This is a genomic window from Ferrimonas lipolytica (assembly GCF_012295575.1).
GTDB lineage: Bacteria > Pseudomonadota > Gammaproteobacteria > Enterobacterales > Shewanellaceae > Ferrimonas > Ferrimonas lipolytica.
This window is the reverse complement of record NZ_CP051180.1, coordinates 3,534,760-3,561,335: the sequence shown is the minus strand read 5'-3', so window position 1 is coordinate 3,561,335 and position 26,576 is coordinate 3,534,760. Positions and strand designations below refer to the sequence as shown.

The following is a 26,576-nucleotide window of genomic DNA, read 5'->3' as shown; positions in this document are numbered from 1 at the left end:
GATGTTTTTTTGTGCTAAGTTACATCTCGACATAACCTAAGCTGCTTAATAGTTGTTCCTTTATCCGCTCGTTACTGTCAAGGATGACACGCAATATCCACAGTTGTAGTTGTCGTATTATCCAAATCCGATATCTCTTAGATTTAAACCGGTAATCCGCATGGTTACTGGACTTCAATCCTGCTTGGCGATCAAGATCACAAAAATAAAAATCGTTATCCACAGTGACTGTTCACAAAGTTATCCACAGATTTTCACCAATTCAATCACTGGCTTGGAAGTGATGGTCGTGGCATCCTAGTCCTTTACTCAATAACTCAGTCCTGACCATGTCCGACCAACCCCTGATCCTCGTCGATGGCTCCTCCTATTTATACCGCGCCTTCCATGCGCCACCACACCTAACCAACTCAGCAGGAGAGCCGACTGGAGCGGTTTATGGCGTGGTAAACATGTTGCGCAGCTTAGTGCGCCAATATAAGCCTACTCATATGGCGGTCGTGTTTGACGCCAAAGGCAAAACCTTTCGCGATGAGATGTACAGCGACTACAAGGCTCAGCGTCCACCGATGCCTGACGATTTGCGCAGCCAAATCGCACCGCTGCACGCCATTATCGACGCCATGGGGCTGCCGATGATTGTTCACTCTGGCGTCGAAGCCGATGACGTTATTGGTACCTTGGCGCGCCAAGGGGAAGCCGCTGGCTACGACGTATTGATCAGCACTGGCGATAAGGACATGGCTCAGCTGGTGACCGATAAGATCACTTTGGTCAATACCATGACCGACACCGTGCTCGATCCAGCTGGTGTGGTAGAGAAGTTTGGTGTCGGCCCCGATCTAATCATCGATCTGTTGGCGATGATGGGCGACAAAGTCGACAATATCCCGGGCTTACCCGGTGTCGGTGAGAAAACCGCCTTGGCAATGTTGCAAGGGATCGGCAGCTTAGAGCAGATCTATCAAGACATTGATGCTGTGGTACCACTAGGTTTCCGGGGCAGCAAAACCATGCCTAAAAAGCTGGCTGAGCACAAAGATGCGGCATTCCTATCTTACCAATTAGCCACCATTAAGATTGACGTTGAGCTCGAACAGGGCCCCAATGATCTTGATATCAAAGCGGCCAACAATGATGAACTGGCCAAACTGTATGGTCAGATGGAGTTCCGTCGCTTATTAGCTGAAGTGCTCGATAACGGTGCGGCGGCACCTGCTGCTACCAAAGTGGATGTGCAAACCGGTGAAGTGGCAACGGTTGAAGCGATCGAGGTCGACTATCAAACCATTTTGACCGAAGCTCAGCTAGATCAGTGGATAGCCAAACTGACAGACGCCGAGCTGTACGCCGTTGATACCGAAACCACCAGCATCGACTACATGGCAGCCAAACTGGTTGGTTTATCATTTTCGGTAAAAGCCGGTGAAGCAGCTTACCTGCCATTGGCCCACGATTATGACGGCGCCCCAGTACAACTAGATTTCGACGCCACTTTAGCTAAGCTCAAGCCGCTGCTGGAGGATGACTCTCCGAAAAAGATTGGCCAAAACTTAAAGTACGATATGTCAGTACTGGCCAATTATGGCATCACCCTACGCGGCGTTGCCTTCGATACCATGTTGGAGAGTTACTGCTACAACTCCACCGCCGGTAAACACAACATGGATGACTTGGCGCTGAAGTACCTCGGCCATAAGACCATCAAGTTTGAAGAGATAGCCGGTAAAGGGGTTAAACAGAAAACCTTCAACCAGATCGAGCTGGAACAAGCGGCGCCTTATGCTGCAGAAGACGCTGACATCACCCTACGTCTCCACCAAACCCTGCAACCACTGCTGGCCAGTGTGCCAAGCTGTGAAGCGGTATTTAATGAGATTGAGCTGCCACTAGTTACTGCCATGTCAACGATGGAACGTAATGGGGTTATGGTTGATGGCGATATGCTCCATCAACAAAGCAGCACCATTGCGATGCGTTTAAATGAGCTTGAAGCCGAAGCCCATAACATTGCCGGTGAAGTCTTTAATCTGGCCTCGACCAAGCAATTGCAAACCATTCTGTTTGAAAAGCTCGAGTACCCAGTACTAAAGAAAACCCCTAAGGGAGCCCCCTCTACCGCAGAAGAGGTGCTGCAGGAGTTAGCGCTGGATTACCCACTGCCCAAACTGCTATTGGAACATCGCTCACTGGCCAAGCTGAAAAACACTTATACCGATAAGTTACCTGAGCTGATCACTGCTGCGGGACGGATCCACACCAGTTATCATCAAGCGGTAACTGCCACCGGCAGGCTTTCGAGTTCAAACCCAAACCTGCAGAACATTCCAATCCGTACCGAAGAAGGACGCCGTATTCGGCAAGCTTTTATTGCCCCAGCAGGCTATAAGCTACTGGCTATCGATTACTCTCAAATCGAACTGCGGATCATGGCCCATCTCTCTGCAGACAAAGGGCTGTTGGATGCCTTTGCTCATGGCAAAGATATCCATCGCGCCACTGCTGCTGAAGTGTTTGATGTCGAATTTGATGACGTAACCACAGATATGCGTCGCAAGGCCAAAGCGGTTAACTTTGGTTTGATCTATGGCATGTCCGCCTTTGGTTTAGCCAAAGAATTGAATATTCCACGTTATGAAGCGCAGGAGTACATCGATAAATACTTCGATCGCTACCCTGGGGTACTGAAATACATGGATGACACCCGTGCCCAAGCACACGATCAGCAGTTTGTTGAAACCCTGTTTGGCCGTCGCTTGCATCTGCCTGAGATCAACGCCCGCAACAAGATGCGCCAACAGGCAGCCGAGCGGACAGCCATCAACGCGCCAATGCAAGGAACCGCGGCTGATATCATCAAAAAAGCGATGTTGCTAGTACACCAATACATCAACAACCAAGAACCCGCTGAGATTAAGCTATTGATGCAGGTACACGATGAATTGGTGTTCGAGATTGAAGAGGGTGTGATTGAAAAACACCAAGCTCATTTGGTTAAGTTGATGGAATCAGCGGCGGAATTAGCAGTCCCACTGATCGCAGAAGCGGGCCTAGGCGACAACTGGGACGAAGCTCACTAACAGTGAGCACTTTGCGACCCAAACCGCAGATTTATTCAGTTGCTAGTGAAAGCGCTTTACCCTCAACAACAGGCTTGGTTAAGCTTCGGGGGTAGGGTACAGAGGTAAGATGTTCTATTGCTGAACAAATTGCACTTCGGTGTAATGAACTTCGGTTAATCTTTCAAACCTGTTTTTGATTGACCCCTTGGGTCAGTCGCCAGAATTGGCACCTCAGTCTTCTTTGAAGACTGGGGTTTTTTTGACTCTAAAATTCACCAAAGGAAGTCGTTAGTAAGTTTAAATAACGATTTTTCAGACCAATACAGTGCACTCAAAAATTTAGAGCAAAAACTTTAACTCGGCTAAATGTTGCGCTATAGTTAACACGTCAAGTCGCCCAATGGGTTAGTTGATATTGTTATCGTTTTTTAAAAAGCTTCTCCCCAAATTAGCTTTTAATGTTCCGGTGTTGAGCCTTCTCAACACCGGTTTTTTTTGTCTTTTTTCGCTACTCAGACAATCCAGCTTCAATATCACTGTGACGCTGGAACCAACCATTAAGTACTCGCAGAGCAGGCTCGCGACCGGTACCCTTCAACGAAGAGAACAGCTGAATGGTGATCTCACCGCCAAGCTCAGACAGGTTTTCTTTTACCTTTCTTAAGACCTTGTTCTTCTCTGCCTGTTTTAATTTGTCTGCTTTAGTTAGCAGTACCAGTACCGGCATTTCAGCAGCAACCCCCCAAGCAATCATATTTGAATCGAGATCTTTCAATGGGTGACGTACGTCCATCATCACCACTAAACCACGTAAGCACTGACGCTCTTCAAGGTACTGAGCGAGCTTCTCTTGCCACTGCAGTTTCATCTCTAGCGGAACCTTGGCAAAACCATAGCCCGGCAGATCGATTAGGCGACGTTCATCGTCTAAGCGAAACACGTTGATCAGCTGAGTACGACCTGGGGTTTTACTGGTGTGTGCCAGACCTTTGTGATCGGTCAAGGTATTAAGGGCACTGGACTTGCCAGCATTAGAGCGACCGGCAAACGCGATCTCCATACCCACATCTTCAGGTAGGTGGGTAATGTCTGGGGCACTAGTTACAAAACTGGCCCGACGAAAATCAACAATTTGATCAGTCACTGTGTTCTCCATTGATCCAGATCGACCGCCATTCCGTTTTAAGTCACAGAATTAAGTAGCTATTCGATCTGGATCTAAATTTGTGTAAAATGCGATGCGCATGCTCCCTCTAGTTTATCAGGCGAGCGATGCAGCAGGGAATCAAATCGCTCGCGATAATACAAGTTGGAACGTTATGAAAAAGTTTGCAGTAGTTCTGGCCGCAGTAGCGGCAATCTCCACCCCAGCCTTAGCCGCTGGTGACGCCGAAGCTGGCAAAGCCAAAGTTGCAACCTGTACGGCCTGTCACGGTGCCGACGGCAACAGCCCGATCGACCTCTATCCGAAACTTGCAGGACAGCATGAAGGGTACCTGCTAAAACAACTTATCGATCTAAAAAAAGCGGCCACCAGCGGTGGTAAAGAGGGTCGCAATGATCCGGTAATGAGCCCAATGGCGATGATGCTTGCAACCGAGCAAGATATGGCTGACGTTGCGGCCTACTACGCAGGCCAACTAACCAGTGCCGGCAACAGCGATGACGCTGAATTAATTGCCGCTGGCGAGAAACTCTACTTAGGTGGCGATCCAGAGCGTCAGGTTACCGCCTGTGTTGCCTGCCACGGCGTCACTGGCCAAGGTATGCAACTAGCAGGTTATCCATCACTAGCTGGACAACACACTTCATACCTCAAAGCTCAACTTGAGAAGTTCCGCAGTGGTGCTCGTAATAACGACATGAACGGTATGATGAGCGACATCAGCAAACGTCTCAGTGACGATGACATCAACGCCTTGTCTCATTACCTCAACGCCCAATAGCGTTTTGCTTAACAATAACAAAGGGAGCCTCAGGCTCCCTTTTTAGTTTGCTGTAGCGCTAATTTAGTTTGCAGAACTACGCTTGCGATCAATGACAGTAACCCCATCAATCTCGACTATCCATCGATCGCTAACCAAGTAACAACAAAGCCACTCAACCGTAATTTCATTAGAATATCCTTACTCCAGTCAGGTGGAGAAACGAGACACTTTTGCTCCCCAATAGTGGTAAGCACTAAATGTGGTTAGCTATTTTGGTCAAAATAGCAATGAATCGCAGTCGGCCTCCCATTTAGCCTAAATATCAACCCAAAAATCATGTAAGACATTGACCATTAACAAGTTAAGGGTTTCCCCCTTTTATTTGTTAACATTTGAGCATTAATTTAACTTTTTTAGTGACTTAGAAAAATGACACTCGCACGTGACACAAATCACCCTGCAAAAAAAGTTGCGATCTAAGTCAAAGCAGGTAAAGTGAGCTCCAACAAGAGTTGGTACCACTGCTGCGAAAGCACAGGCACACAGGATGTGAGCACGGCAACCGACCTGTCAGGAGTTAGACCAGATCGTAAGATCTGCCCCCAACGGACTGGGACAACACGGAAGTGTTACTCATAATCGTCAGGATGACGAGCTCGCCGGATTGGCTGAGTAGTAAAGGAAGACATCCATCAAGGATGAATAAGAAAGTGTCAGGATTGACCAAAAACAACATTTATTGCACGGAAGCTCAATTCAATAAATGGACTAGACTGGGAACGTCTCTTCGCGGGTAAGGATGCTCGGATAATAAATTGGAGGGGTGTCAGCTGACACCAATAGGCGACAGAGCAATCTGTCGCCTTTTTTATTTCCTGCTGGTGCCAATTCCATTACGTATTTAAGCTGTTATTGCGACGAACAGATCGCATCAAACAAACCACCCGCTCCAACTGCTAGTCGCGCTAACCGTGCACTCGTAAACGCAGTTTGGGGGTGATTTAAACCAGCAACAATGATCAAAGATTTAGTGGAATTGGTATTATATACTCGCCTAACCACCGTTATGTTAGGAATGTCCATGCTCTGCCCGCTGTGCCAGCACATTGATCCGCAACACTATCATCAAGATAAACGCCGCCATTACTTTCAATGCCCGCAATGTAAGTTAGTGTTTGCCGATCCTGCAGCATTGCTGCCTGCATCAGCAGAAAAGCAGATCTACGACCAACACCAAAATAACCCAGATGATCTAGGCTACCGCAAATTCTTAAACCGCTTAGCTGCGCCACTGCTGCTACGCCTGCCGTTGCAGCAACAAGGCTTAGACTTTGGCTGTGGTCCAGGCCCAACCTTATCGCTAATGCTTGCTGACGCGGGGCACGAAATGGCCCTCTATGATCCCTATTTCGTTCCAGACCGCTCGCCACTCAAGCAGCAATATGACTTTGTTACCTGCACCGAGGCCATTGAACACTTTTACCAACCGCGCCGAGAATGGCATCTGCTACTCAATTTGATCCGCCCCGGTGGTTACCTTGGCATAATGACCAAACTGGTGCGCAATAAGGACGCGTTTGCACAGTGGCACTATAAGAACGATCCGACTCACGTCAGCTTCTTCAGCGAAGCAACCTTTCGTTATTTAGCCAAACAACACAACTTACGCTTAGAAATCCTCGGCAACGACATCATTCTGCTGCAAAAATCAGCATAATCTGGTAGAGTCGCCCGCCCAAACGGAGACAGACCCTATGACTCGAGCTAAACGATCTCGCAAAGTGAACACCAATGGCCCCGCTCGCCCACCAAGGGAAAAGAAGCAAGCCAATGTTAAATTCAGCAAAAAAGCCGGTAAAGGCCAAGCTACTGGCAGTCGCCACAGCGGCGCTGAAGTACGTGCCGCCGTTACTGGTGCCAACGTAGAAAAGAAAGACCCACGCCATGGCAGCAAAAAGCCTATTGCTTTAGTTATGGATGCAGCGCAAGCATCTGTAGTTAAACCCGCGATGAAGCCAGAGCAAGAGCTCGCCAAACTTGAGCAGAGCCCACGTCTGAGCCAGTTATTGGATCAGGTTGAAGGTGGTGAACTGCTAAGCCAAGCGGATCAGTTCTGGTTAGACAGCACCTTAGCGCGCATTGCCGTGCTGATGGATCAGCTTGGGATCAGCGATGATCTGCCAGCAGAAGAGCCAGCGGCTCCAGTAAAATCGAGTACTACCGATAGCGAACTCGACCTATTCGAGCAATTCGAACAAGGCAGCGACCTACTCGACCAATTTAAAGACTAACGGTTTAAGGTCTACGGGAATTATAGGCATGTCCGTACAGGGAAGTTTAATTGTTGCGGCTATCGCCATTGTGGTGGCGTTGGCCGTATACGCGGCCATTTTGTGGCGCAAAGTAGCACAGCAACAACAACAGCGTAGTACCAAAATCGCAGCGCGACAGCTGCACCTGCAAGAGCAGATTCAGCAAATCGCCAAAGCGGCGCTAGCAGAACAGTGCCAGCCAGCAGAAGCGGCGCTGCGGTTAGTTAACCTACTCCGTGCCGTGCCCGGGGCCGACTCTGAGCGATTAGCTCAGCAATTCCCCCACCTCCAAGCCCTTTATGATGCCATCAGCACACAGCCAATCTTAGAACAACGCAAAGCGTTGCCTAAGCTGGAGCGCCGTAAGCTGGACATGGAATTGGAGCATCACCAAGCAGTTCTTGGTCCTGCAATTAGCACAGATGTAGCTATTTTGGCGGATAGTAGTTGGCGCGCACAGTCCCTCTCAAAATAGAGATCTTGAACAAATCCATTCACTTGTGATTTTTTGAGCTTGATCCCATCCTGTTAAAGCCCGTCAGTCATAACGTGGCGAGATTGCGTAAAAGGTGCATAATTACTGCAACCTGAAAGAGGAGAGCTTAGGTGCAGGACAAGATCAGTTGGAACCAAGCGTTGATTGAGAAGTATAACTACTCCGGTCCACGCTACACTTCCTACCCAACCGCGGTAGAGTTTCATAAAGAGTTTAGCGAGAATGATTTAGCACAAGCGATCGTCGGCTCAGATAAGCAGAACCTGTCTCTGTACATCCACGTGCCGTTCTGTCACAAGCTGTGTTACTACTGTGGCTGTAACAAGATCATCACACGTCATGCCCATAAGGCCGATCAGTACCTTGATTACCTAGAGCGTGAAATCAAAGCTCGTGCTCCTCACTTTCAACAGTACAACGTTACCCAGATGCACTGGGGCGGTGGTACACCTACCTTCTTAAACCCAGAGCAGATCCGTCGTTTGACCAACCTGCTAAAAGAGCAATTTAACTTTGCTGACGAAGGTGAATTCTCAATCGAGATTGATCCTCGTGAGATTGAGATCTCAACCCTGGACGTATTGGCAGAGGTTGGTTTTAACCGCATCTCTGTTGGCGTACAGGACTTCAACAAGAAGGTTCAGCAAGCGGTTAACCGCGAGCAGGACGAACAATTTATCTTTGACCTGCTCAAAGCAGCCAAAGAAAAAGGCTTCAGCTCAACCAACGTCGATCTGATCTACGGTCTGCCACACCAGACTCCAGAGAGCTTCAACGAAACCCTTGAGCGCATTAAGGCCTTGGCTCCAGACCGTCTAAGTGTATTTAACTACGCTCACCTGCCGCATCGTTTTGCTGCACAGCGTAAGATCCACGACGAAGATCTGCCAACCCCAATGCAAAAGCTGAAGATCTTAGAAAATAGCATCAACATCCTGACTGAAGATGGCTACCAATTTATCGGTATGGACCACTTCGCTAAGCCAGATGATGAACTCGCTAAGCTGCAACGCGCCGGTAAGTTACACCGTAACTTCCAAGGCTACACCACTCAGCCAGATGCGGATCTGCTGGGACTTGGTGCTTCGGCTATCTCGAGCATTGGCAACGCCTACGCTCAGAATGCAGTAGATCTGAAAGACTACTACAACACTATCGATGCTCAAGGCACCGCCTTGATCAAAGGTTGCTCACTAGAACGCGATGACTTTATCCGCCGTGCCGTGATCAAACAGCTGATCTGTCACTTTGAAATGGATAAAACCGTTATTGAACAAGAGTGGGATATTAACTTCGATGAATACTTCGCTACCGATATTGAGCTGCTTAAGCCATTTATCGACGACGAACTGGTTCAACACGAAGGTAATATTATCCGCGTTACCGCTACCGGCAACTTGCTGATCCGCAACATCTGCATGTGTTTTGACCGCTACATGCGTGAAAAAGCCCGCCAGCAGCAGTTCAGTCGCGTGATCTAAACGCTCGCACTAAACATTGCGATAACAACGGCGCCCCTTGGGCGCCGTTTTTGTGTTCAGCGATAGCCTCTCGTACACTAGCAGTAACTAGGACTACCGTACCAAACCTAAGGAACAGGTTGATGAGAGTCGCGCTACTACTGCTAACCGCACTGCTTTGCAGCTGTGCTAATTCCCCCGCACCTCAATATCAAGTTGAACAACTATTGGATGATAGCTGGCAGCTACAGCTAGCTAGCCAACCGACGCTGGCACAGCGATATGGTAATGTCGCAGCTGCCAGTCAATTGGCGAATCTCAGCCCGGAAAACCTTAGCGCCATCGCCACTAAGCAACAGCTACTGCTCGACCAAGCCAACGCCATTGATGTTGCCCAGCTCAACTTGGAGCAACAAGCCAATCTCGCCATCGTTAAACATCAGCTGCAAAATGGCGTCGATAGTTATCGCTATCATGAACACTATCGACCAATCTCTGCCGAGGGTGGCTTTCATACCTACCTAGCGCAAATGGCGCGAGGTCAGCAGCTGAAAAATGAAACCCAAGCGGCAGCTTATCTTGCTCGTTTAGAGCAAATACCACGCTATTTCACAGAGCAAACCCACTGGCTACAGCAAGGGATCAACAGTGGCAACACGGTGCCTAAGGCGGTACTAATAGGGTTTGAGCAGAGTATCGATGCATTTATTACGGCCCCGGTAGACAACATCTACTATCAACCATTTGCCAACCTCAGCGACGACTTCCCCAATCGCAGTCAATGGCAGCAACGAGGCTTAGATGCAGTAACCACCAAGGTCGTGCCAAGTTATCAGCGCTTTGCAGCGTTCTATCAAAACCACTACTACCCTGCAGCAAGAAGCAGCATTGCCGCCAGTGCATTAGTAGATGGCAACGACTATTACGCCAATCGCGTCCGCCACTTCACCACTTTAAATATGACCGCCGAGCAGGTGCATCAACTTGGACTTACCGAGGTAGCACGGATCCGCAGCGAAATGGCGGCGGTCATTGAGGAGTTGGATTTTCATGGCAGCTTCGCTGAGTTTCTAACTTACCTACGCACCGACCCACGCTTCTATCCACAAACGGCCAATGAACTGCTGTATTACGCCGCCCACCTGTCCAAGCAAGCCGATGCGATGCTACCAAAGTTCTTCGCTACACTCCCCCGCACTCCCTATGGGGTGAAAGCTGTACCAACCGAGATAGCCCCTAAGTACACCACTGGCCGCTATTCAGGTTCCAGCGGTAATGACCAACCAGGATACTATTGGGTCAATACCTATGCTCTGGATAAGCGACCACTGTACGAGATGGAAGCACTAACTCTGCATGAAGCGGTTCCTGGCCACCATCTGCAGATCTCCCTTGCCTCAGAGTTAGCGTTGCATCCACTACGCCGTAACTACTACATCAGTGCCTTTGGTGAGGGTTGGGGTTTATATTCGGAAAAACTAGGACTAGAAGGGGGGTTCTACCGCGATCCCTACAGCAATTTTGGACGTTTAACCTATGAAATGTGGCGGGCCTGCCGTTTGGTGGTTGATACCGGTATGCACGCGCAAGGGTGGAGCCGTCAACAAGCCATCGACTATCTAGCCAGCAACACTGCATTGTCACTACACAACGTCACCACCGAAGTCGACCGCTACATTGGTTGGCCTGGGCAGGCCCTTTCATACAAAATTGGCGAATTGACTCTATGGCGTTTACGTCACCATGCAGAACAACAGCTTGGCGAGGATTTCGACATCCGCCAGTTTCATGATCAGATACTCAAAGGTGGATCACTACCAATGACTCAACTAGAACAACAAATTAATGCGTGGATAGCCGCGCGGCAAGGAGCATAACCATGGATAAAAAAACCGAAGTAGAAGCGGCGGTATTACGCCGTTTGTTGGCTCACCTCGATGCCAACAAAGATGTGCAAAATATCGATTTGATGATTTTGTCCGGCTTTTGCCGTAACTGCCTATCTAAATGGTACAAAGCCGCTGCCGACGATCACGGCCTAGACGTAAGCGATGATGATGCCCGTGAAGCCATCTATGGTATGCCTTACAGCGAATGGAAGGCCAACCACCAACCTAAGGCGACCGATGAGCAACTGACAGCTTACAACGCCCGTCAGCATAACCTAACCACATGACCGATAGCGTTACTGTTACCGAGCTCTGGCAACAGGCTGAGCATGGCAACTTTGCTGGCGTAAAAGGGGTAAACATCCGCTACTGCATTGTGCGCGCGCCCCAAAGCCGTGGAGCTATCGTATTGTGCAGTGGCCGTATTGAAAGCTACATGAAGTACTGGCCATTGGTGCAGTGGTTATATGACCAAGGCTATAGCCTCTATTTGTGGGATCATCGCGGCCAAGGGTTATCAGAGCGGATGCTTACCAACCGGCACATTGGCCATGTACATCATTTCCGTGATTACGTGGCGGATATGGTTAAGTTCGTCCGCGAACGCGTTACTCCAGACAAACCGGCCCAACGCTACTTACTAGCGCACTCGATGGGTGGCGCCATTGCCGCATTATATCTGCATCAATACCCGCACCACTTCGATAAGGCACTATTGTCGTCGCCAATGTTTGGGGTACAACTACCGGCGCCAAGTTGGGTGATTTCACCACTACTAAGCGTGTTGCATCAGCTCAGGCCGGAAGGGTATGCCGTTGGTGGCCATAACTACCGAGCCATCCCCTTTGCTGACAATGACAACACCCATGACGAAAACCAATACCGTGCATTTCGACAGCTTTACCAAGATAGGCCTGAGCTGCAATTGGGGGCACCAAGTGTACAGTGGATCCGGCAAGCGTTAGCGCTTGAGCAGCAATGGCCTCAAATTCAAATAGAAACTCCGACGGTAGTGGCGATTGCCGGTGCCGATACAGTGGTAAATAACAAGGCGGCTAGGCTCTTTGCACAGCGTGGTCAACATGAACTTATCTGCATTGATGATGCCATGCATGAGCTATTGATGGAGAGTGACGACTATCGTCAGCCACTACTTAATCGGTTGTTGGAGTGGTTTGCGCCCCAGCCCCTGCACGACCTCGATGACGCAACAGCACCAGCAACTCATCCAGTGAGCGAGGAGCGCTAAGCAGATGCCCTTGAAAGCGTTGGCAACCATGTTGGCGTAGCATCTGGTAGCAAGACTCTTCATCAACACCACTGGCCATCCATTCCAGCGATAAGGTTTTGGCAACATTAGCTTGCGCCAGTAGCAGTGCTTCGCTGCTGCTGTCGCCTTGGTGACGCAGATAGCGGGCATCCAGTTTAATCTGACTTATTGGTAACTGTTGTAACTGCGATAGCATCAAATAACCGGCTCCAAAGTGATCAATGGCAATGCGCACATTCAATGCCTTGATCTTCTCCAACACTGAAATAGTTTCTGGTGTCAGTTGCGGCAAATAGTACTCAGAAATCTCCAGTACCAGCATTTGTGGCGCCAGCCCTTGCAGTTCTAAATGGTATTCAAGTCGAGATACAAACTGCGGCCATGACAACTGGCGTAAGCTGACATTCAACATCACCTCATCCAAACCATAACGACGCAACACCGCCAAATCACGACAGGCGGTAGCCAGTTGCAACTCCGCCAGCGCCTCAGCTAAACCGTAGCGCTCAGCCACCGGTAAGAACTGCCCTGGGGGGATCTCACCGCGCTCAGGGTGGTACCAACGGATCAATGCCTCAGCCGCATGCAGTTCACCACTGCTATCGAGCACAGGCTGGTAGTGCATATTTAACTCACCTTGTGCTAAGCCACGGCTAAGGGAGTCACGCAACCAATAACGCTGGCGCGTCTTTTGTTGCACCTCATTGGAAAACAAACGATAGCTGCCTCGACCCAGTTCTTTACATTGGTATACCGCTAACTCCGCCTGAGACAGCAGCACCTCGGGATCGAGCTTGGAGCTTGGTTGAAACACGCTGATGCCGATGCAGGTACCAAGATAAACTTGGGTGCCGTTAACGACCCACGGTCGCTCAAAACACTTCATCAACTGCTCAGCAAATAGGTTTACCTGTGCGACCACCGGTTGCTGGTGTGGATCGATGCCGCCAATCAACACCACAAACTCATCGCCATGAAGGCGATGGATTAAACTGGCGTGACCAAAACGTTTCTTGATCCGAACCAGTACCTGCTTTAGCAACTGATCGCCATCAAGGTGGCTGAAGCTGTCATTAACCAGCTTAAAGTCATCAATATCGAGGAAGAATAAAGCACTATAACCAACCCCATCGTCGGTTCGAACCAGTGGAATGAGGCTATTAACCAACCCTAATCGTGCCACCGCCTGATCATCATCGGCACCCTGTAACTTACGATTCATCTCATCGGTGATATCAACATGGCTGCCAACCATGCGACTGGCTTTGCCGGAGCTATCCCAATCAACCACCATGCCGCGATCCATAACCCAGATATAGTGACCATCACGATGGCGGAGACGGATCACGCTCTCCATGATGCCGGACTGTCCATCCAGATGTTGTTTTAGCAAAGCTAAGGTGCGGTCTTTGTCTTCTGGGTGGATCCGTTGCTCCCAAGCGTCATAGCTGGATGACAGTTCATCATCGCGGTAACCAAGCATCGCCTTCCAGTGGTGTGACAGGTAAACATGGCCATCACGAACATGCCAATCCCACACCCCTACCTTCATCCCTTCAATGGCATACAACCATCGTTGCTCACTGGTTACCAGCTGCAAATAGCCTTTACGCACGCGATTGTTGGACTTATACAGCTGATGCCAAAACTTGTGCAGTTCGGCAATCGGCCCCAACTGTGGCGGCGGTAGATCCGCTTCACCAAGACGACGAGAGGCTTCGGTTATTTGTTTAAGTGGCACGATGATGGTGCGATAGCTTAGCCACACCATGCCGCCAACCAACACCAAGCCTATGCTCCACAACTTAACCAGTCGTTCGATAAACAGATGCTTACTGATGCTATTGAGGCCAGTGAGATCTTGTTCTAGATAGATTAATCGTGGTTCAAGGTGAAGTTTTAATTGCTGCAAGGGGTAATAGATCTGCACGCTGGCGCGCTCAGGTTTTGATTCAATCACGTAGTGGCCACTGAGCAGCGACTGTCGCGCCAGCTCTGATTCAAACCCATCCAAGAGGTTTTGCGCTTGGCCGCCGCGCCAAGCCGAACTAGAGCCAAGGTAGATCCGTTGTTCGCGGTCGATAATCGCCGCTTCGAGCAACTCCTTATCTTGCGACCACGACAATAAACTCTGCTCGGCAACATCGCGGATCCGTGCGGTTCCCGATGCCGCCAACAACTGTTCAATCTGCCGAGCCTGCTGTAACAGCAATCGCTGCTGAGCCTGATGCAGGTGGTTGCGCATCATGTCTCGGCCTTGGAGAAAATCAACCAACACCAGTGCAGATAGACACAGCATCAAAGCCAACGGCAAGCACACCAATAGCGAAAGCTTTGGCGACAAATATTTGCTTATACGATGGTCTGAAGCCACTTAATATCCTTATTTTTGTTCGGCGTTGGGCATCATACTCCGTTATTGATGTTGCTCCAAAGTCTTCGCCGCTCGTCGCGACCAAAAACGATGGAGCACAATAGTAGCCAATTACATCGGTGACTATCACCAATCTAAGCGTCCTGTTAAGCAGATTCAAGCGAACGCTGAGTCTCGTTATTTTCAAACAGGGTTTGCATCACGCTGGCAATATGCAGACGGCTGATGCGACCAACAACCTGTTGGTTTACTACAACCGGATAATCCTGATACTGACTAAGGTGTGGTGCCTGCTTATTACCGTTAGGGTTGATAAGAGCACCTTGCTGATTCACCGGATACAGCTGCTGTGGAGCAATGCAGATCTGCTCAGCGACGGTAAGCACCATCTCATTACCATTAATGCTGGTTACCTCGGTAGACATCACATGCTGTACCAACCGACCCTCATCGCGACGTTGATAATTATTGCGCCACAGATCCACCATCACGTCGTGGTGGGAAAAATAGCCAATCACAGCTAGGTTAGCATCAACCACGACGGCCCCCTCAAGTTGCAGCCGTTGCAATTCTGCGCAGGCGGCAGCAACGGTTTGATCGCCACGCAGTAGCAACGGCTTAGCATCCATTATGTCGCTGATCCGACGTTGTCCTAGCGGTAAGGCAAAAGCTCTGAATTTCTGTGAGAAGTCGATAACGGTGGCGGTTGAGGTTGCCGTAGCTTTTGGTAATGTCCGGAAGATAGTGCGGTAACCTAACCCAACAACCACTGCGCCACCAACGATGTTACCGATGGTTACTGGAATCAGGTTGTTAACGATAAAGTGGCCCCAAGTAAGGTCGGCATAAACGCTACTATCAACTCCCAAAGTTAACCAGAATTCCGGCCCAGCAGTTGATTGAATCGCAATCCCCAGTGGCACCATAAACAGGTTAGCAATGCAGTGTTCAAAACCAGAGCTAACGAACAACGCCACCGGCATCATCATCAACATCGCTTTGGTGCCAATATTCTTGGTGCTGAAGGTCATCCAGATAGCCAAACACACCAACATGTTACACAACACCCCCAAGCTAAACGCTTGCAGCGGTGAATGGTGCAGTTTGTGTTGGGCAATATTCAGCGCGTTTAACCCCCACTGGCCAGCGCCATTGGCGTACAGCTGCGCGCCCATCACCAAAGCTACCAAAAAGGCGGCACCTATAAAGTTACCGACAAAAACCTTGGCCCAAGTACTTACCAGTTTACTGGTTGAGATCTGGCCATTAACTCGGTTAATTAACGACAGTACCGTGCTGGTGAACAGCTCTCCGCCACAGACCACAATCAAGATCAATCCCAAGCTAAACGCCAAACCACCAATCAGGCGATTAAGACCCCAACCTAAACTGGCGTTACCGGTAGTTACTGTGGTGTAAAACACAAAAGCCAAACTGATGAATATCCCTGCCATGATAGCCAAGCCCATCGCAACCCCGGTCGGTTTTGACGTTTTGCTCATGGCAAATATCTCCGCCTGCTCCATCATTTGCGGTGGAGAAAACTGACTTGGTTCCGGTTTCCCTAGTGCGGGTATAGACATGGCTACCTCTGAGTGACACATTCACAATTGAATTGGATTACTGAACAGTGAAAAACCTCGGCAGCTTACGCGTGCAAGCACTTACATATGAAATTGATAATGCTGAGGATAGCTATCAAGGGAATTGATGGTGGATAATGACTGACAGTAATCTTCCTTGATATCGACGAGTGCCTCCCATGACGTTTTCATTCAAACAGCTAGCTGTATTCGAGGCGATTGCCAAAACCGGCAACGTAAGCCAAGCCGCCGACGAACTCGCGCTAACCCAATCTGCAACCTCAATGGCACTGATGCAGTTAGAGAAAAGCCTTGGTAAACCGCTGTTTGAGCGCAAAAGTAAGCGCATGGCGCTAACCACTTGGGGCCACTGGTTGCGACCTAAATGCAAAACCATATTGCATGATATCAATCAGATTGAAGCCAGCTTTGCGGAACAACAGATCCTCAATGGCGACATTCGCGTGGCGGTAAGCCAAACCGCTGCCGAGCATATTTTCCCATCTGTTATCAAAAATATTGATGCTGATTACCCTCAACTACGCATCGCCTTGTCGGTGAAGAATTCAGAGCAGGTGATAGAGGGAATCCGCAACTATCAATATGACCTCGGGGTCATCGAAGGCAATTGCGACGACAGCCAGATAGCCCAACAGATCTGGTGTCGGGATCACTTGATGATTGTTGCCAGCAAAAACCACCCTTATGCCCGCTTTAAACGCGTTAGCTTAAGTCAGCTGGAGCAAGCAGAATGGGTCCTACGGGAACAGGGCTCTGGAATCCGTGCGATATTTGAAGAGGCGATTGAGGGCCATCTCGATCAACTTAATGTACGCCGAGAATTTGAACAGATAAGAGTGATTAAAAGCTTGGTAGCCAGTGGCACCTACCTGTCGTGCTTGCCTTACTTCGATGTAAAGCACGCGATTGAGAATGGAAACCTGATTGAGTTAAAGGTACCGGCGCTAAACATGAGACGGTCAATGACCTTTATTTGGCGCGCCGATGCTATCGATAACCCACTACGAGACTGCATTAAATCGGAATCGCTGCGATGGATTAAGTCGATGCAGATCGAACCGGTAAATAGTTAAAAACAAAAAACGCTGACTTAGGCCAGCGTTCTTTTTATCAAGCAATACAACTCTATGTATTACGCCACTTGGTTGGCATCTGTTGCTTCTTGCTCAGCGCTGCCACGGTAACACAGGCCCTGCATTAGGTTAGCGATGTGACCACGGTTAACCAAACCAATAACGATGCCATCTGCCACAACTGGGTACTGCTTAGGTCGTGAGACCTTCATGTTGCGGATGCGCTGCTCTAAATCAGCGTCAGACATATTCAGCATCATGCCGCTGCTATTAACTGGATATAGCTGATCGTGATCGATGCTCATGTACTCTGCCAGTTGCAGCACGCTATCGCTCCCACGAACGGTGTGCACTTCAGTCGTCATCAAAGAAGCTACGCTCACCGCTTGTTGCTGCTTGGCGTAATCAAGGCGCCATAGATTTACCAGCAGATCGTGCACCGAGAAGAAACCGAGCAAACGCTTGTCGGCATCAACAACTGGCGCGCCCTGCACATTAGCTTGTTCAAACTGTGCTAATGCTTCAGCAACAGACATATCTGCAAGTAAAGTTAGCGGGTTACGCTCCATTACATCAATAATCAAATGGTCATCTAATACCATAACGTACCCCTTAACGAGCCTAGGTTGCGGTGAGGTGTTCGCACCTCAACAAATCAATTCAAGAGAAGTAACCGGCGTTTATCACTAAATGACTCTCGTCGCCCTCCTCAACTTGGCTCTACGGTATATTTCGCCTTCACATAAATGAAATTGATTATGTTGAACATCATCATCAAGTTATATGATGAAGGTTCAGCAGCTTTTTTATCCCCGGAGGAACCATGCGGTTCTCGCTTAAACAACTGTCCATCTTCGAAGCGGTCGCTCGTACCGGTAGCGTCAGCCTCGCAGCTGAAGAGCTAGCTCAGAGCCAGTCAGCCGCCAGTATGGCACTGGCTCAGCTAGAGAGGATGTTGGGACACCCGTTGTTTGAGCGCCAAAATAAACGCATGGCACTAACCGCTTGGGGCAATTGGCTCCGCCCTAAAGCCCGAAAAATATTGTTGGATATAGGCCAGATAGAGTCAGGCTTTGCGCAGCAGGAGATCATCAGTGGCGAAATCAATGTGGGCGTTAGTCAAACCGCTGCCGAGCATCTATTCCCCGAGGTAATCCGCGATCTCGACCGTGACTTTCCAGCACTCAAAATCAACATGGGCGTTCAGAACACCGATCAGGTGATCGAGGGAGTACGTTCTTTCCAATACGATTTTGGCATCATTGAGGGACGTTGCGACGATAACCAGATCCAGCAAGAGATCTGGTGCTACGACCACCTCGCTATTGTCGCCAGCAGCAATCACCCCTATGCGCGCTTTAAGCAGGTAAGTTACGCTCAATTAGAGCGAGCTCAGTGGGTGCTTCGCGAACGCGGATCAGGGATTCGCTCCAGTTTTGAAAGCGCGCTGCATGGTCACATCGAGGATCTTGATGTATGGCGCGAGTATGAACAGGTGCGGGTGTTAAAGAAGCTGGTAGCAGAGGGGTTATACCTGTCCTGCCTGCCCTACTTTGATATTCGCGACTGCGTTAAAAGCGGTGAGCTTATCGAGCTGAACGTACCCGAGCTCAATATGAAACGGCCACTAACCTTTATCTGGCGGCGTGATTCGCAAGTAAATCCGCTACGAGAGTGCATCACCCTGCAGGCTCGACGTCTAGCGAAAGAGCTGCAAGAGAACAGCTAACTGATCACATTATCAGTAAAGTTGATGTTGCTAATGATTCAAAGCTGAAGGTATTTACGCTGTTTGGCTGTCACCTTTTTAACGTAGTTTTGAGTCTCTTTGCGGTTGTGGCGATTGGTTAAAAACCAATAGAAGTCGGTGCTCGACATCCGATTGATACGAGCAATGGCGTTGCGTTTATTGCCTTGTGGGTTCAGGCTCTTCCAAAGGTTGCCACTGCCACCGTTGTAACTCGCTATCACCGCATATTCGAGCTTGAGCGGATCATCGATCCCCTTAAGATAACGCTGCTGCAAGATCCGCAGATAACCAGCTCCCAAGTCGATATTACTTTCGGGTTGATAGAGATAAGCTGCAGATGGTGTGTGTTGATAACCCTTAATCAAAGCGAAGTAGTCTCGCCCAGCGGTATTGGCTTTAACTTGCATCAAACCAAGAGCATTAGAGCGAGAACGTGCCATTGGATTAAAGGAGCTTTCGGTCTCCATAATCGCCATCACTAATGATACCGGCACCTGATGCCGAACGCTGGCACTCTGAGCAAAAGCAACGTACTTGCCACCGGCGATCTGAGTATGATTGGCACTCATGGGGATAGTCACCCAATAGCGTCCATTCTCGTAGCGACTGCGCTGCAACAGATGCTTCGCATAGCGTTGGGCACGCCATTCAAACTCTATCGGCTTGCCATCGGTATCGAGGATCTGATTATAAAAAAATGGCTTTTTGCTGCTATTAACCAAACCAAAATCATTAGCGGTTTGGATATCGATTTCGTTCGGATCAAATTGGGTTAACAGCAGCCGCACTATCGATTGCTGCAGGGCGGCTTGAGAAACCGCATCGATGTTGATTTCACCACGAGCGAAGTCGGCCTTAACTTGTCCGCCCTGTTCGTCGTGCATCTGCAGTAAGCTCGGCTCAACCCCGCGGTCAAACTGGAAGCCGCTATATTGATCGCGCCGATACTCTTGCAGCAGTGTCGCTACGTCGTCTTCGTAATGCGTAAACTCAGTAGCTAAAGTTGTTGGGCTTAACGCCCACAGCAACATTATCGTTAATTGCGCCTGCAACACCTTCATGGTTAAGCCGATAACGCTTATTTACGCGTTGCTTCCTGCTACATAGCCAGATGCCCAAGCCCACTGGAAATTGTAGCCCCCAAGCCAACCGGTAACGTCCATCACCTCGCCAGCAAAGTACAGGCCATTAACGGTTTTACACTCCATTGTTTTGGACGAGATCTGATCAGTGTCGACCCCTCCTAGGGTGACCTCGGCGGTACGATAACCTTCGTCACCTGCTGGCTTCAATTGCCATCCATTAAGCGTTGAAGCGATGTTATCCAGCTGCATCTTGTTGAGCTGGCACAGCTGCTCGTTCGGCCACTGTTGCTTAGCCATCAAGGCTTCAGCTAGTCGTCCGGGTAACCATTCGCTCAGTACCGTTTGTAACAACCGTTTCGGATGTTTCTCTCTGGCTTGAGTAAGTTTGTCGCTAACGTCGTCGCTCGGCAATAGATCAACGGTAACAGGCTCACCCACACCACGATAGTTGGAGGCTTGCAGCACTGAAGGGCCAGAGATACCACGGTGGGTAAACAGCAGTTGCTCAGTAAAGCTTGGGCCTTGGTTCGCGCTCACGGTGGTGGTCAGTGATATACCGGACAGTGGCTCAAAGTGCTGCTTATCTTCCGGCTGCAATGTTAGCGGTACTAAACCCGCTCGGGTTGGCATCACGGTTAAGCCAAATTGCTGCGCTAATTGATAGCCGTATGGAGTTGCTCCCAGCTTTGGCATCGACAACCCCCCGCTGGCAACAATCAACGACTGACACTCAAACAAACCATTGCTGGTTTGCACGCGAAAACCAAACTCGGTGTTGACCACATCATTAATATTGGTACGCAAGCGAATGCTGGCTTGGCCTTTATCGCATTCCGCTAGCAGCATCTTAACGATATCTTTTGCGGAGTCGTCGCAGAACAGCTGGCCATGATCCCGCTCGTGGTAGCTGATGCCGTGCTCACACACCATCGAGATAAAATCCCAGTTGCTGTACTGCGCTAAGGCCGACTTTACAAAGTGAGGATTTGTGCAGAGGAAGTTGCTTGGAAGCACTTCCATATTGGTAAAGTTACAACGGCCGCCGCCACTGATGAGGATCTTCTTACCCGCCTGTTTGGCGTGATCAAGCACCACTACACTGCGGCCACGTTTCGCTGCGGTTGCTGCCGCCATCAATCCGGCCGCGCCAGCGCCAATTACCACTACATCGCACTTCATTAACTCAAAACCTCTGTTCTACTCTCGATGCCAACGCCATTATTCAGAAACAACAAAGGAGCGCCGAAGCACTCCTCATATTCCATCAAACCGAGTTACTGCGGCGCAGTTTACTCTTGTTTCATGTCGCGGCCAAGCAATGCCATCGCAGCTTCTTTTACCGGCTTGTGTTGATAAAGCACATGGTAAAGCTGCTCGGAGATCGGCATTTCGACCCCCTGACGTTTGGCTAACTCGTAAACCTCTTCTGCATTGCGATACCCCTCAACCACTTGGCCAATATCGGTCATCGCTTGCTCAATCGCTTTGCCCTGCCCTAAGGCCATACCAAAGCGACGGTTACGGGATTGATTATCGGTACAGGTTAGTACCAGATCACCCAAACCAGCCATGCCCATAAAGGTCTCTTTATCGGCACCTAACGAGCAGCCTAAGCGACACATCTCTTGCAGACCACGGGTGATCAAGGCGGTGCGCGCATTAGCACCAAAACCGATGCCGTCGGACATACCAGCGGCAATTGCAATCACGTTTTTAACCGCACCACCCAATTGCATGCTGACAAAGTCTGGGTTGATGTAAACCCGCATCCAACTTGGGTTATGCAGTAAGCCAGCAATGTCTTCAGCAAAACTCTGTTCCGTTGCAGCGAGCGAGATAGCAGTAGGCATACCAACCGCCATCTCTTTAGCGAAGGTAGGTCCTGAAAGTACCGCTAACGGTACCTCATCTCCCAATACCTCACGCGCAACCTCTTGCAGCAGGCGACCGGTTTTCGGTTCAAGGCCTTTGGTTGCCCACACCAAGCGGGTGTCCGCCCGCATCAATGGCTTGGCACGGCGAAGCACCTCACCAAATACGTGGCTTGGTACTACCACTAAGACATTCTTAGCAGCCGCTAATGCCGCTGCCAGATCCGATTCAATCACCAGTGGTTCAGGAAAAGGAGCGCCAGGCAGAAACTCTTCATTGCTGCGATCGGCTGCCAATCTCTGCATATGATCCATTTCATGGCCCCACAACATAGTGCGGTGACCATTACGGGCAAGAGAAATAGCAAGAGCGGTGCCATAAGACCCCGCCCCTAATACCGTAATTTCGGTTTTTTCAGTCAACGGAAAACTCCGGTTGATTAAGCGTCAGCTTGTTCTGCTGCAGCTTCTTCTTGACGCTTTTGCATGTACTGAGCAAACAGCGCGTCGAAGTTAACTGGAGCCAGGTTCAGTGGTGGGAAAGTACCACGGTTAACCAGGCTAGCTACTGCTTCGCGAGCGTACGGGAACAAGATGTTCGGGCAACCAGCGCCCAGAGCGTGTGCAAGTTGCTGCTCTGGCAAGTTAGATACAGTAAAGATACCAGCCTGCTGAACTTCTGCCAGGAACGCAGTTTCTTCTTCAACCTTAACGGTTACGGTGATAGAGATAATCACTTCGTAAGTATCGTCAGCCAACTTGTTGCTACGAGTATCCAGATCCAATTTAACTTCTGGCTTCCACTCTTTCTGGAAGATCGCTGGCGAGTTAGGCGTTTCGAAAGACACGTCTTTGGTGTAAACGCGTTGGATTTGGAATACTGGTGCTGCTTGTTCGTTGTTTGCTGCTTCAGACATTGTCTTAACCTTTACTATAGTTGTCGTTTTATCGGGCAGTCCATCGCCGATCTAGTCCGTAATGACCAAAACCGCGGTGACTCTAGTTTCAAGGCATTTACCCTACCTCGAAACCGAAACAAAAATAAAACTGGAATTACCGTTTTGAGGTTACGGTTGGCAAATTGGCATTATTCCATTCGGTCATGCCGCCCTGCAGGTTGTACACCTTCTCAAAACCAGCTTGCACCAGCATTTTTGCTGCTTGGCTTGAGCTGATCCCAGCGTTACATACAACAATGATGGGGGTGTTCTTAAGGTTTTCAACCTTGCCAAGTTGATTATTTTTGATTTGCGCCAGCTCGTGGTGAATGGCATTAACGATGTGCCCTTTTTTGAACTCATCTTTCGAACGAACGTCAACAATCTTGGCATCTTCACGGTTAATCAGTGCTGTCGCCTTAGCGTGATTAACAGTAACAACGTTGTTCAATTTCCCTTGTACGAAAGAGACTATCACCATCACAAACAACGCTAACCAAATGGCGCTCATCAGAGCATTGTTAGCTATAAAATCGGTATATTCTTGCATCGTAGTGCCTATCTCTGCGGTCTAACTGAATCGAATTAAGGTCGCTAGTATACTCAAAGGAAAAATCGCTGTGTGATGAAATGCTCAACCACATGCGACTTAATTCTCATTTTTTTGGCCAGCTCATCCAATATGTCTTAGCGTTGAACTGGTTCAATTGAGCTTGCTCGTTATACACTAACGTTTTGTGCCTGTAACGAAGTATCCCCTAAGACTTCTAAGTTGCCCAAGGACTTACAATGACCATCGCCAAGAAAACGCTCGCTTTACTGATTCTCGACGGCTGGGGCCACCGCGCACCAACCGACGATAACGCGATCACCACTGCCAACACCCCAAATTTAGATGCCTTGTGGCAAAACAACGCCGCTGGGCTGATCTCAGGCTCAGGATTGGATGTGGGCCTACCGGATGGTCAGATGGGTAACTCTGAGGTTGGCCATATCAACATTGGCGCAGGCCGCATCGTCTACCAAGAGCTTACCCGCATAGGTAAGGCGATTAACGATGGTGACTTCGACCACAACCAAGCGTTAGTTAAGGCCGTCGATGGTGCCATTGCCAATAACGGCACCGTGCACGTAATGGGCTTACTCTCCCCAGGTGGGGTACACAGTCATCAAGATCACATCAAGGCGATGATCAAGATGGCCGTTGCTCGTGGCGCCAAAGAGGTCATCCTGCATGGTTTCTTAGATGGTCGCGATACGCCACCGCGCAGCGCCGATGCTTATATCGATGAACTAGAAACGCTGTTTACTCAACTAGGCAAAGGTCGTTTTGGCTCCATCATCGGCCGCTACTACGCCATGGATCGAGATCAGCGCTGGGATCGTGTCGAGAAAGCCTACCGGCTGCTGACAGAAGCTTACAGTGAAGCTCGTTATGAAACTGCCTACGAGGCACTAGCCGCAGCTTATGAACGCGATGAAAACGATGAGTTTGTAGCGCCATCGGTGATTGGTGAAAATGCCCCTATCGTAGATGGCGATGCCCTGATCTTTATGAACTTCCGCGCGGACCGCGCTCGACAGCTCACCCGTACCTTCACCGACCCTGCTTTTGATGGTTTCGTCCGCCAGCAAACACCGGCATTAGCCAGTATGGTAATGCTGACGCAATATGCTGCCGACATCGATACCACCTGTGCCTTTCCGCCAAACTCATTGGTCAATACCTTAGGTGAAGTGTTGGCGAAGGCCGGCCGGACACAACTGCGCATCAGTGAAACCGAAAAATACGCCCACGTTACCTTCTTTTTTAACGGCGGCATCGAAGCGGAATTCCCCGGAGAACAACGCATCCTGATCAATTCACCAAAGGTGGCTACTTACGATTTAGCACCAGCGATGAGCAGTGCCGAACTCACCCACAGTTTGATCGGTGCCATCGATGGCGGTGAATACGACGTCATCATCTGTAACTATCCTAACGGCGATATGGTTGGCCATACCGGTGACTTCGATGCTGCAGTTAAAGCCTGCGAAGCGGTCGATAGCTGTGTTGGTGAAGTCATCAGCGCACTGCAACGCAATGGTGGCGAGTGCATCATTACCGCCGATCACGGCAATGCCGAGCAGATGAAAGACGCCAACACTGGACAAGCGCATACCGCTCACACCAGCGAGCCGGTACCGTTTATCTACGTTGGCCGCGAAGCAACCGTGCGTGCCGATGGTGTTCTCTCTGATATAGCTCCAACCATGTTGGAACTTATCGGCGAAGAAATACCGACAGAGATGTCTGGCAGCAGCTTGTTAAAACTGAGTAGCTGATGTCCGTACGTCGCGCCTTTACTGTATCCCTGACGGCTCTGTGGTTAGCGTATAGCCCATCGCTGTTCGCTGATGCCACCAAGCAAGAGCAGCAGCTACAACAGCTTACCGAGCAGATCCAGCGTCAACAGACGGCGCTATCGCAAGGGCAAGTAAACAAAAATAAGCAGTTAAAGGCGCTGCGAAATTCCGAAAAGGCCGTTAGTAACAGCACCAAAGCATTGCGCCAAAGTGCCAGCAAAGTGGCCGCGGCAGATGCCCAACTGAGTAAGCTGAAAGCAAAACAAACCGAGCTTGAACAGCAGCGCCAAGCGCAACAGCAGCAGTTGGCAGTGCAGATCCGCAGTGCTTGGATGAGCGGCAATAATGATGGTACCGCTATCCTATTGGGTAACGATGACCCGGCGCAGCTAGAGCGGATGATGGTCTATTACCAATACCTCAATGACGCACGAATAGATGCTATTGAGGTGGTTAAAAGCACCGAAATTGAGCTGGCCGAGGTCGCCCAAGAGCAACAACTGGTTCGCGATAAACAAGCGGCGCTGCACGAACAACGGCAACGGCAACAGCAGCAATTAAAGAAAGATTTAGCGCAGCGTGAAGCCGTACTAAAGGATCTACAAAAACAGCTTAATCAGCAGCAACAACAGTTGGTCAACATGCAAGAAAACCGCGACGTTCTTGCCGCGGCGATTGAACAGGCTCTGCAACTGTTAGCCCAAAGCCAATCGTACAATGGCCTTAGTAACAATGGTTCATTGCCATGGCCAATCAGGGCTAAGTTAAGTAAGCGTTTTGGTAGCCACCGTCAGGGCCAATTAAAATGGAATGGTTGGCTACTAACGACCTCATCCGGCAAAGAGGTGAAAGCAATCAGTAGCGGTCAGGTGATCTTTGCCGACTGGCTCCGTGGCTTTGGTTTGGTTGTGGTCGTCGATCATGGCGAGGAATACCTTAGCCTTTATGGCCACGCCCAAGCGCTATTAAAACAAGTAGGCGATCCCGTCAGCGGCGGTGAAGTATTGGCATTAAGCGGCAATTCCGGTGGCTTAGACCAACCAGGTCTATACTTCGAAATACGTCATCGCGGGCGCGCTATCGATCCCAAGCCATTCTTAAAGAAAGGCTAATTAATC

At 49.7% G+C, this 26,576-nt stretch carries 22 protein-coding genes; 13 read left to right on the top strand and 9 right to left on the bottom strand.

The features are described 5' to 3' along the window. The first annotated feature begins 329 nt into the window (after window positions 1-329). Window positions 330-3,080 (top strand): DNA polymerase I, encoded by a 2,751-nt coding sequence (gene polA / locus HER31_RS16095; protein ID WP_168662097.1) that lies wholly within the window; start codon window positions 330-332, stop codon window positions 3,078-3,080. A 490-nt stretch (window positions 3,081-3,570) separates the two neighbouring features. Here polA and yihA read toward each other — a convergent pair whose 3' ends face one another. Continuing rightward, the gene (yihA, locus tag HER31_RS16090; RefSeq protein WP_168662095.1) at window positions 3,571-4,206 is read right to left on the bottom strand and encodes a ribosome biogenesis GTP-binding protein YihA/YsxC; all 636 of its coding nucleotides are present in this window, start codon (window positions 4,204-4,206) and stop codon (window positions 3,571-3,573) included. Between the two features lie 175 nt (window positions 4,207-4,381). Here yihA and HER31_RS16085 point away from each other — a divergent pair, with 175 nt between their 5' ends. From HER31_RS16085 to HER31_RS16050, 8 genes are all read left to right on the top strand, one after another. Then, window positions 4,382-5,008, top strand: a complete 627-nt coding sequence (locus HER31_RS16085) for a c-type cytochrome (RefSeq protein WP_168662093.1) — start codon at window positions 4,382-4,384, stop codon at window positions 5,006-5,008. A gap of 1,012 nt (window positions 5,009-6,020) precedes the next feature. Further along, window positions 6,021-6,707, top strand: coding sequence for a class I SAM-dependent methyltransferase (locus HER31_RS16080; RefSeq protein ID WP_338030605.1), 687 nt, complete (start codon window positions 6,021-6,023; stop codon window positions 6,705-6,707). Window positions 6,708-6,744: 37 nt separating this feature from the next. Further along, window positions 6,745-7,281, top strand: a complete 537-nt coding sequence (yihI, locus tag HER31_RS16075; protein WP_168662091.1) for a Der GTPase-activating protein YihI — start codon at window positions 6,745-6,747, stop codon at window positions 7,279-7,281. Window positions 7,282-7,309: 28 nt separating this feature from the next. Next, window positions 7,310-7,777: a DUF2489 domain-containing protein gene (locus HER31_RS16070; RefSeq protein WP_168662089.1), complete on the top strand. Its 468-nt coding sequence runs from the start codon at window positions 7,310-7,312 to the stop codon at window positions 7,775-7,777. A 131-nt stretch (window positions 7,778-7,908) separates the two neighbouring features. Then, complete coding sequence (gene hemN / locus HER31_RS16065) at window positions 7,909-9,279, top strand: oxygen-independent coproporphyrinogen III oxidase (RefSeq protein ID WP_168662087.1); 1,371 nt, start codon at window positions 7,909-7,911, stop codon at window positions 9,277-9,279. Between the two features lie 122 nt (window positions 9,280-9,401). Further along, a complete protein-coding gene (locus tag HER31_RS16060; protein ID WP_168662085.1) occupies window positions 9,402-11,135 on the top strand; it encodes a DUF885 domain-containing protein in 1,734 nt (577 codons plus the stop codon). A 2-nt stretch (window positions 11,136-11,137) separates the two neighbouring features. Beyond that, window positions 11,138-11,434: a DUF1244 domain-containing protein gene (locus HER31_RS16055; protein WP_168662083.1), complete on the top strand. Its 297-nt coding sequence runs from the start codon at window positions 11,138-11,140 to the stop codon at window positions 11,432-11,434. After that, a complete protein-coding gene (locus HER31_RS16050) occupies window positions 11,431-12,396 on the top strand; it encodes an alpha/beta fold hydrolase (RefSeq protein ID WP_168662081.1) in 966 nt (321 codons plus the stop codon). The genes HER31_RS16055 and HER31_RS16050 overlap by 4 nt, the downstream gene beginning before the upstream one ends. Here HER31_RS16050 and HER31_RS16045 read toward each other — a convergent pair. Together HER31_RS16045 and focA are read right to left on the bottom strand one after the other, a co-directional pair. After that, on the bottom strand, window positions 12,302-14,791 hold the full coding sequence (locus tag HER31_RS16045; RefSeq protein ID WP_168662079.1) for a bifunctional diguanylate cyclase/phosphodiesterase: 2,490 nt from the start codon (window positions 14,789-14,791) through the stop codon (window positions 12,302-12,304). The two genes, HER31_RS16050 and HER31_RS16045, sit on opposite strands and share 95 nt — an antisense overlap. A gap of 146 nt (window positions 14,792-14,937) precedes the next feature. Continuing rightward, on the bottom strand, window positions 14,938-16,374 hold the full coding sequence (focA, locus tag HER31_RS16040) for a formate transporter FocA (protein WP_168662077.1): 1,437 nt from the start codon (window positions 16,372-16,374) through the stop codon (window positions 14,938-14,940). Window positions 16,375-16,553: 179 nt separating this feature from the next. Between focA and HER31_RS16035 the strand changes: the two genes are divergently transcribed. Continuing rightward, complete coding sequence (locus HER31_RS16035; RefSeq protein ID WP_168662075.1) at window positions 16,554-17,468, top strand: LysR substrate-binding domain-containing protein; 915 nt, start codon at window positions 16,554-16,556, stop codon at window positions 17,466-17,468. A gap of 59 nt (window positions 17,469-17,527) precedes the next feature. Here the strand turns inward: HER31_RS16035 and HER31_RS16030 are convergent, their stop codons facing one another. After that, a complete protein-coding gene (locus HER31_RS16030; protein ID WP_168662073.1) occupies window positions 17,528-18,070 on the bottom strand; it encodes a CBS domain-containing protein in 543 nt (180 codons plus the stop codon). A 221-nt stretch (window positions 18,071-18,291) separates the two neighbouring features. Between HER31_RS16030 and HER31_RS16025 the strand changes: the two genes are divergently transcribed. Continuing rightward, a complete protein-coding gene (locus tag HER31_RS16025) occupies window positions 18,292-19,197 on the top strand; it encodes a LysR substrate-binding domain-containing protein (protein WP_168662071.1) in 906 nt (301 codons plus the stop codon). 38 nt (window positions 19,198-19,235) lie between these two features. Here the strand turns inward: HER31_RS16025 and HER31_RS16020 are convergent, their stop codons facing one another. The 5 genes from HER31_RS16020 to HER31_RS16000 all read right to left on the bottom strand — a co-directional run bounded on the left by HER31_RS16020 (window position 19,236) and on the right by HER31_RS16000 (window position 23,662). Further along, complete coding sequence (locus HER31_RS16020) at window positions 19,236-20,279, bottom strand: murein transglycosylase domain-containing protein (RefSeq protein WP_168662069.1); 1,044 nt, start codon at window positions 20,277-20,279, stop codon at window positions 19,236-19,238. Window positions 20,280-20,300: 21 nt separating this feature from the next. Continuing rightward, window positions 20,301-21,482 (bottom strand): BaiN/RdsA family NAD(P)/FAD-dependent oxidoreductase, encoded by a 1,182-nt coding sequence (locus HER31_RS16015; RefSeq protein ID WP_168662067.1) that lies wholly within the window; start codon window positions 21,480-21,482, stop codon window positions 20,301-20,303. A 110-nt stretch (window positions 21,483-21,592) separates the two neighbouring features. Beyond that, window positions 21,593-22,597, bottom strand: a complete 1,005-nt coding sequence (gene gpsA, locus HER31_RS16010) for an NAD(P)H-dependent glycerol-3-phosphate dehydrogenase (RefSeq protein WP_168662065.1) — start codon at window positions 22,595-22,597, stop codon at window positions 21,593-21,595. Window positions 22,598-22,614: 17 nt separating this feature from the next. Then, window positions 22,615-23,091 (bottom strand): protein-export chaperone SecB, encoded by a 477-nt coding sequence (gene secB, locus HER31_RS16005; protein WP_168662063.1) that lies wholly within the window; start codon window positions 23,089-23,091, stop codon window positions 22,615-22,617. A 136-nt stretch (window positions 23,092-23,227) separates the two neighbouring features. Then, window positions 23,228-23,662, bottom strand: coding sequence for a rhodanese-like domain-containing protein (locus tag HER31_RS16000; RefSeq protein WP_168662061.1), 435 nt, complete (start codon window positions 23,660-23,662; stop codon window positions 23,228-23,230). Between the two features lie 239 nt (window positions 23,663-23,901). On the opposite strand from HER31_RS16000, the gene gpmI reads away from it, so the two are divergent. Next, the gene (gene gpmI, locus HER31_RS15995) at window positions 23,902-25,437 is read left to right on the top strand and encodes a 2,3-bisphosphoglycerate-independent phosphoglycerate mutase (RefSeq protein ID WP_168662059.1); all 1,536 of its coding nucleotides are present in this window, start codon (window positions 23,902-23,904) and stop codon (window positions 25,435-25,437) included. Then, on the top strand, window positions 25,437-26,570 hold the full coding sequence (locus tag HER31_RS15990) for a murein hydrolase activator EnvC family protein (protein ID WP_168662057.1): 1,134 nt from the start codon (window positions 25,437-25,439) through the stop codon (window positions 26,568-26,570). Before gpmI ends, HER31_RS15990 begins: the two co-directional genes overlap by 1 nt. The last annotated feature ends 6 nt before the right edge of the window (window positions 26,571-26,576 follow it).

Excerpts from the sequence above, each read along its gene's own strand:
- polA (WP_168662097.1), top strand. The coding sequence starts at position 330 with ATGTCCGACCAACCCCTGATCCTCGTCGATGGCTCCTCCTATTTATAC.
- HER31_RS16085 (WP_168662093.1), top strand. The coding sequence starts at position 4,382 with ATGAAAAAGTTTGCAGTAGTTCTGGCCGCAGTAGCGGCAATCTCCACC.
- yihI (WP_168662091.1), top strand. The coding sequence starts at position 6,745 with ATGACTCGAGCTAAACGATCTCGCAAAGTGAACACCAATGGCCCCGCT.
- HER31_RS16070 (WP_168662089.1), top strand. The coding sequence starts at position 7,310 with ATGTCCGTACAGGGAAGTTTAATTGTTGCGGCTATCGCCATTGTGGTG.
- HER31_RS16060 (WP_168662085.1), top strand. The coding sequence starts at position 9,402 with ATGAGAGTCGCGCTACTACTGCTAACCGCACTGCTTTGCAGCTGTGCT.
- HER31_RS16055 (WP_168662083.1), top strand. The coding sequence starts at position 11,138 with ATGGATAAAAAAACCGAAGTAGAAGCGGCGGTATTACGCCGTTTGTTG.
- HER31_RS16050 (WP_168662081.1), top strand. The coding sequence starts at position 11,431 with ATGACCGATAGCGTTACTGTTACCGAGCTCTGGCAACAGGCTGAGCAT.
- focA (WP_168662077.1), bottom strand. The coding sequence starts at position 16,374 with ATGTCTATACCCGCACTAGGGAAACCGGAACCAAGTCAGTTTTCTCCA.
- HER31_RS16035 (WP_168662075.1), top strand. The coding sequence starts at position 16,554 with ATGACGTTTTCATTCAAACAGCTAGCTGTATTCGAGGCGATTGCCAAA.
- HER31_RS16030 (WP_168662073.1), bottom strand. The coding sequence starts at position 18,070 with ATGGTATTAGATGACCATTTGATTATTGATGTAATGGAGCGTAACCCG.
- HER31_RS16025 (WP_168662071.1), top strand. The coding sequence starts at position 18,292 with ATGCGGTTCTCGCTTAAACAACTGTCCATCTTCGAAGCGGTCGCTCGT.
- HER31_RS16020 (WP_168662069.1), bottom strand. The coding sequence starts at position 20,279 with ATGAAGGTGTTGCAGGCGCAATTAACGATAATGTTGCTGTGGGCGTTA.
- HER31_RS16015 (WP_168662067.1), bottom strand. The coding sequence starts at position 21,482 with ATGAAGTGCGATGTAGTGGTAATTGGCGCTGGCGCGGCCGGATTGATG.
- secB (WP_168662063.1), bottom strand. The coding sequence starts at position 23,091 with ATGTCTGAAGCAGCAAACAACGAACAAGCAGCACCAGTATTCCAAATC.
- HER31_RS16000 (WP_168662061.1), bottom strand. The coding sequence starts at position 23,662 with ATGCAAGAATATACCGATTTTATAGCTAACAATGCTCTGATGAGCGCC.
- gpmI (WP_168662059.1), top strand. The coding sequence starts at position 23,902 with ATGACCATCGCCAAGAAAACGCTCGCTTTACTGATTCTCGACGGCTGG.
- HER31_RS15990 (WP_168662057.1), top strand. The coding sequence starts at position 25,437 with ATGTCCGTACGTCGCGCCTTTACTGTATCCCTGACGGCTCTGTGGTTA.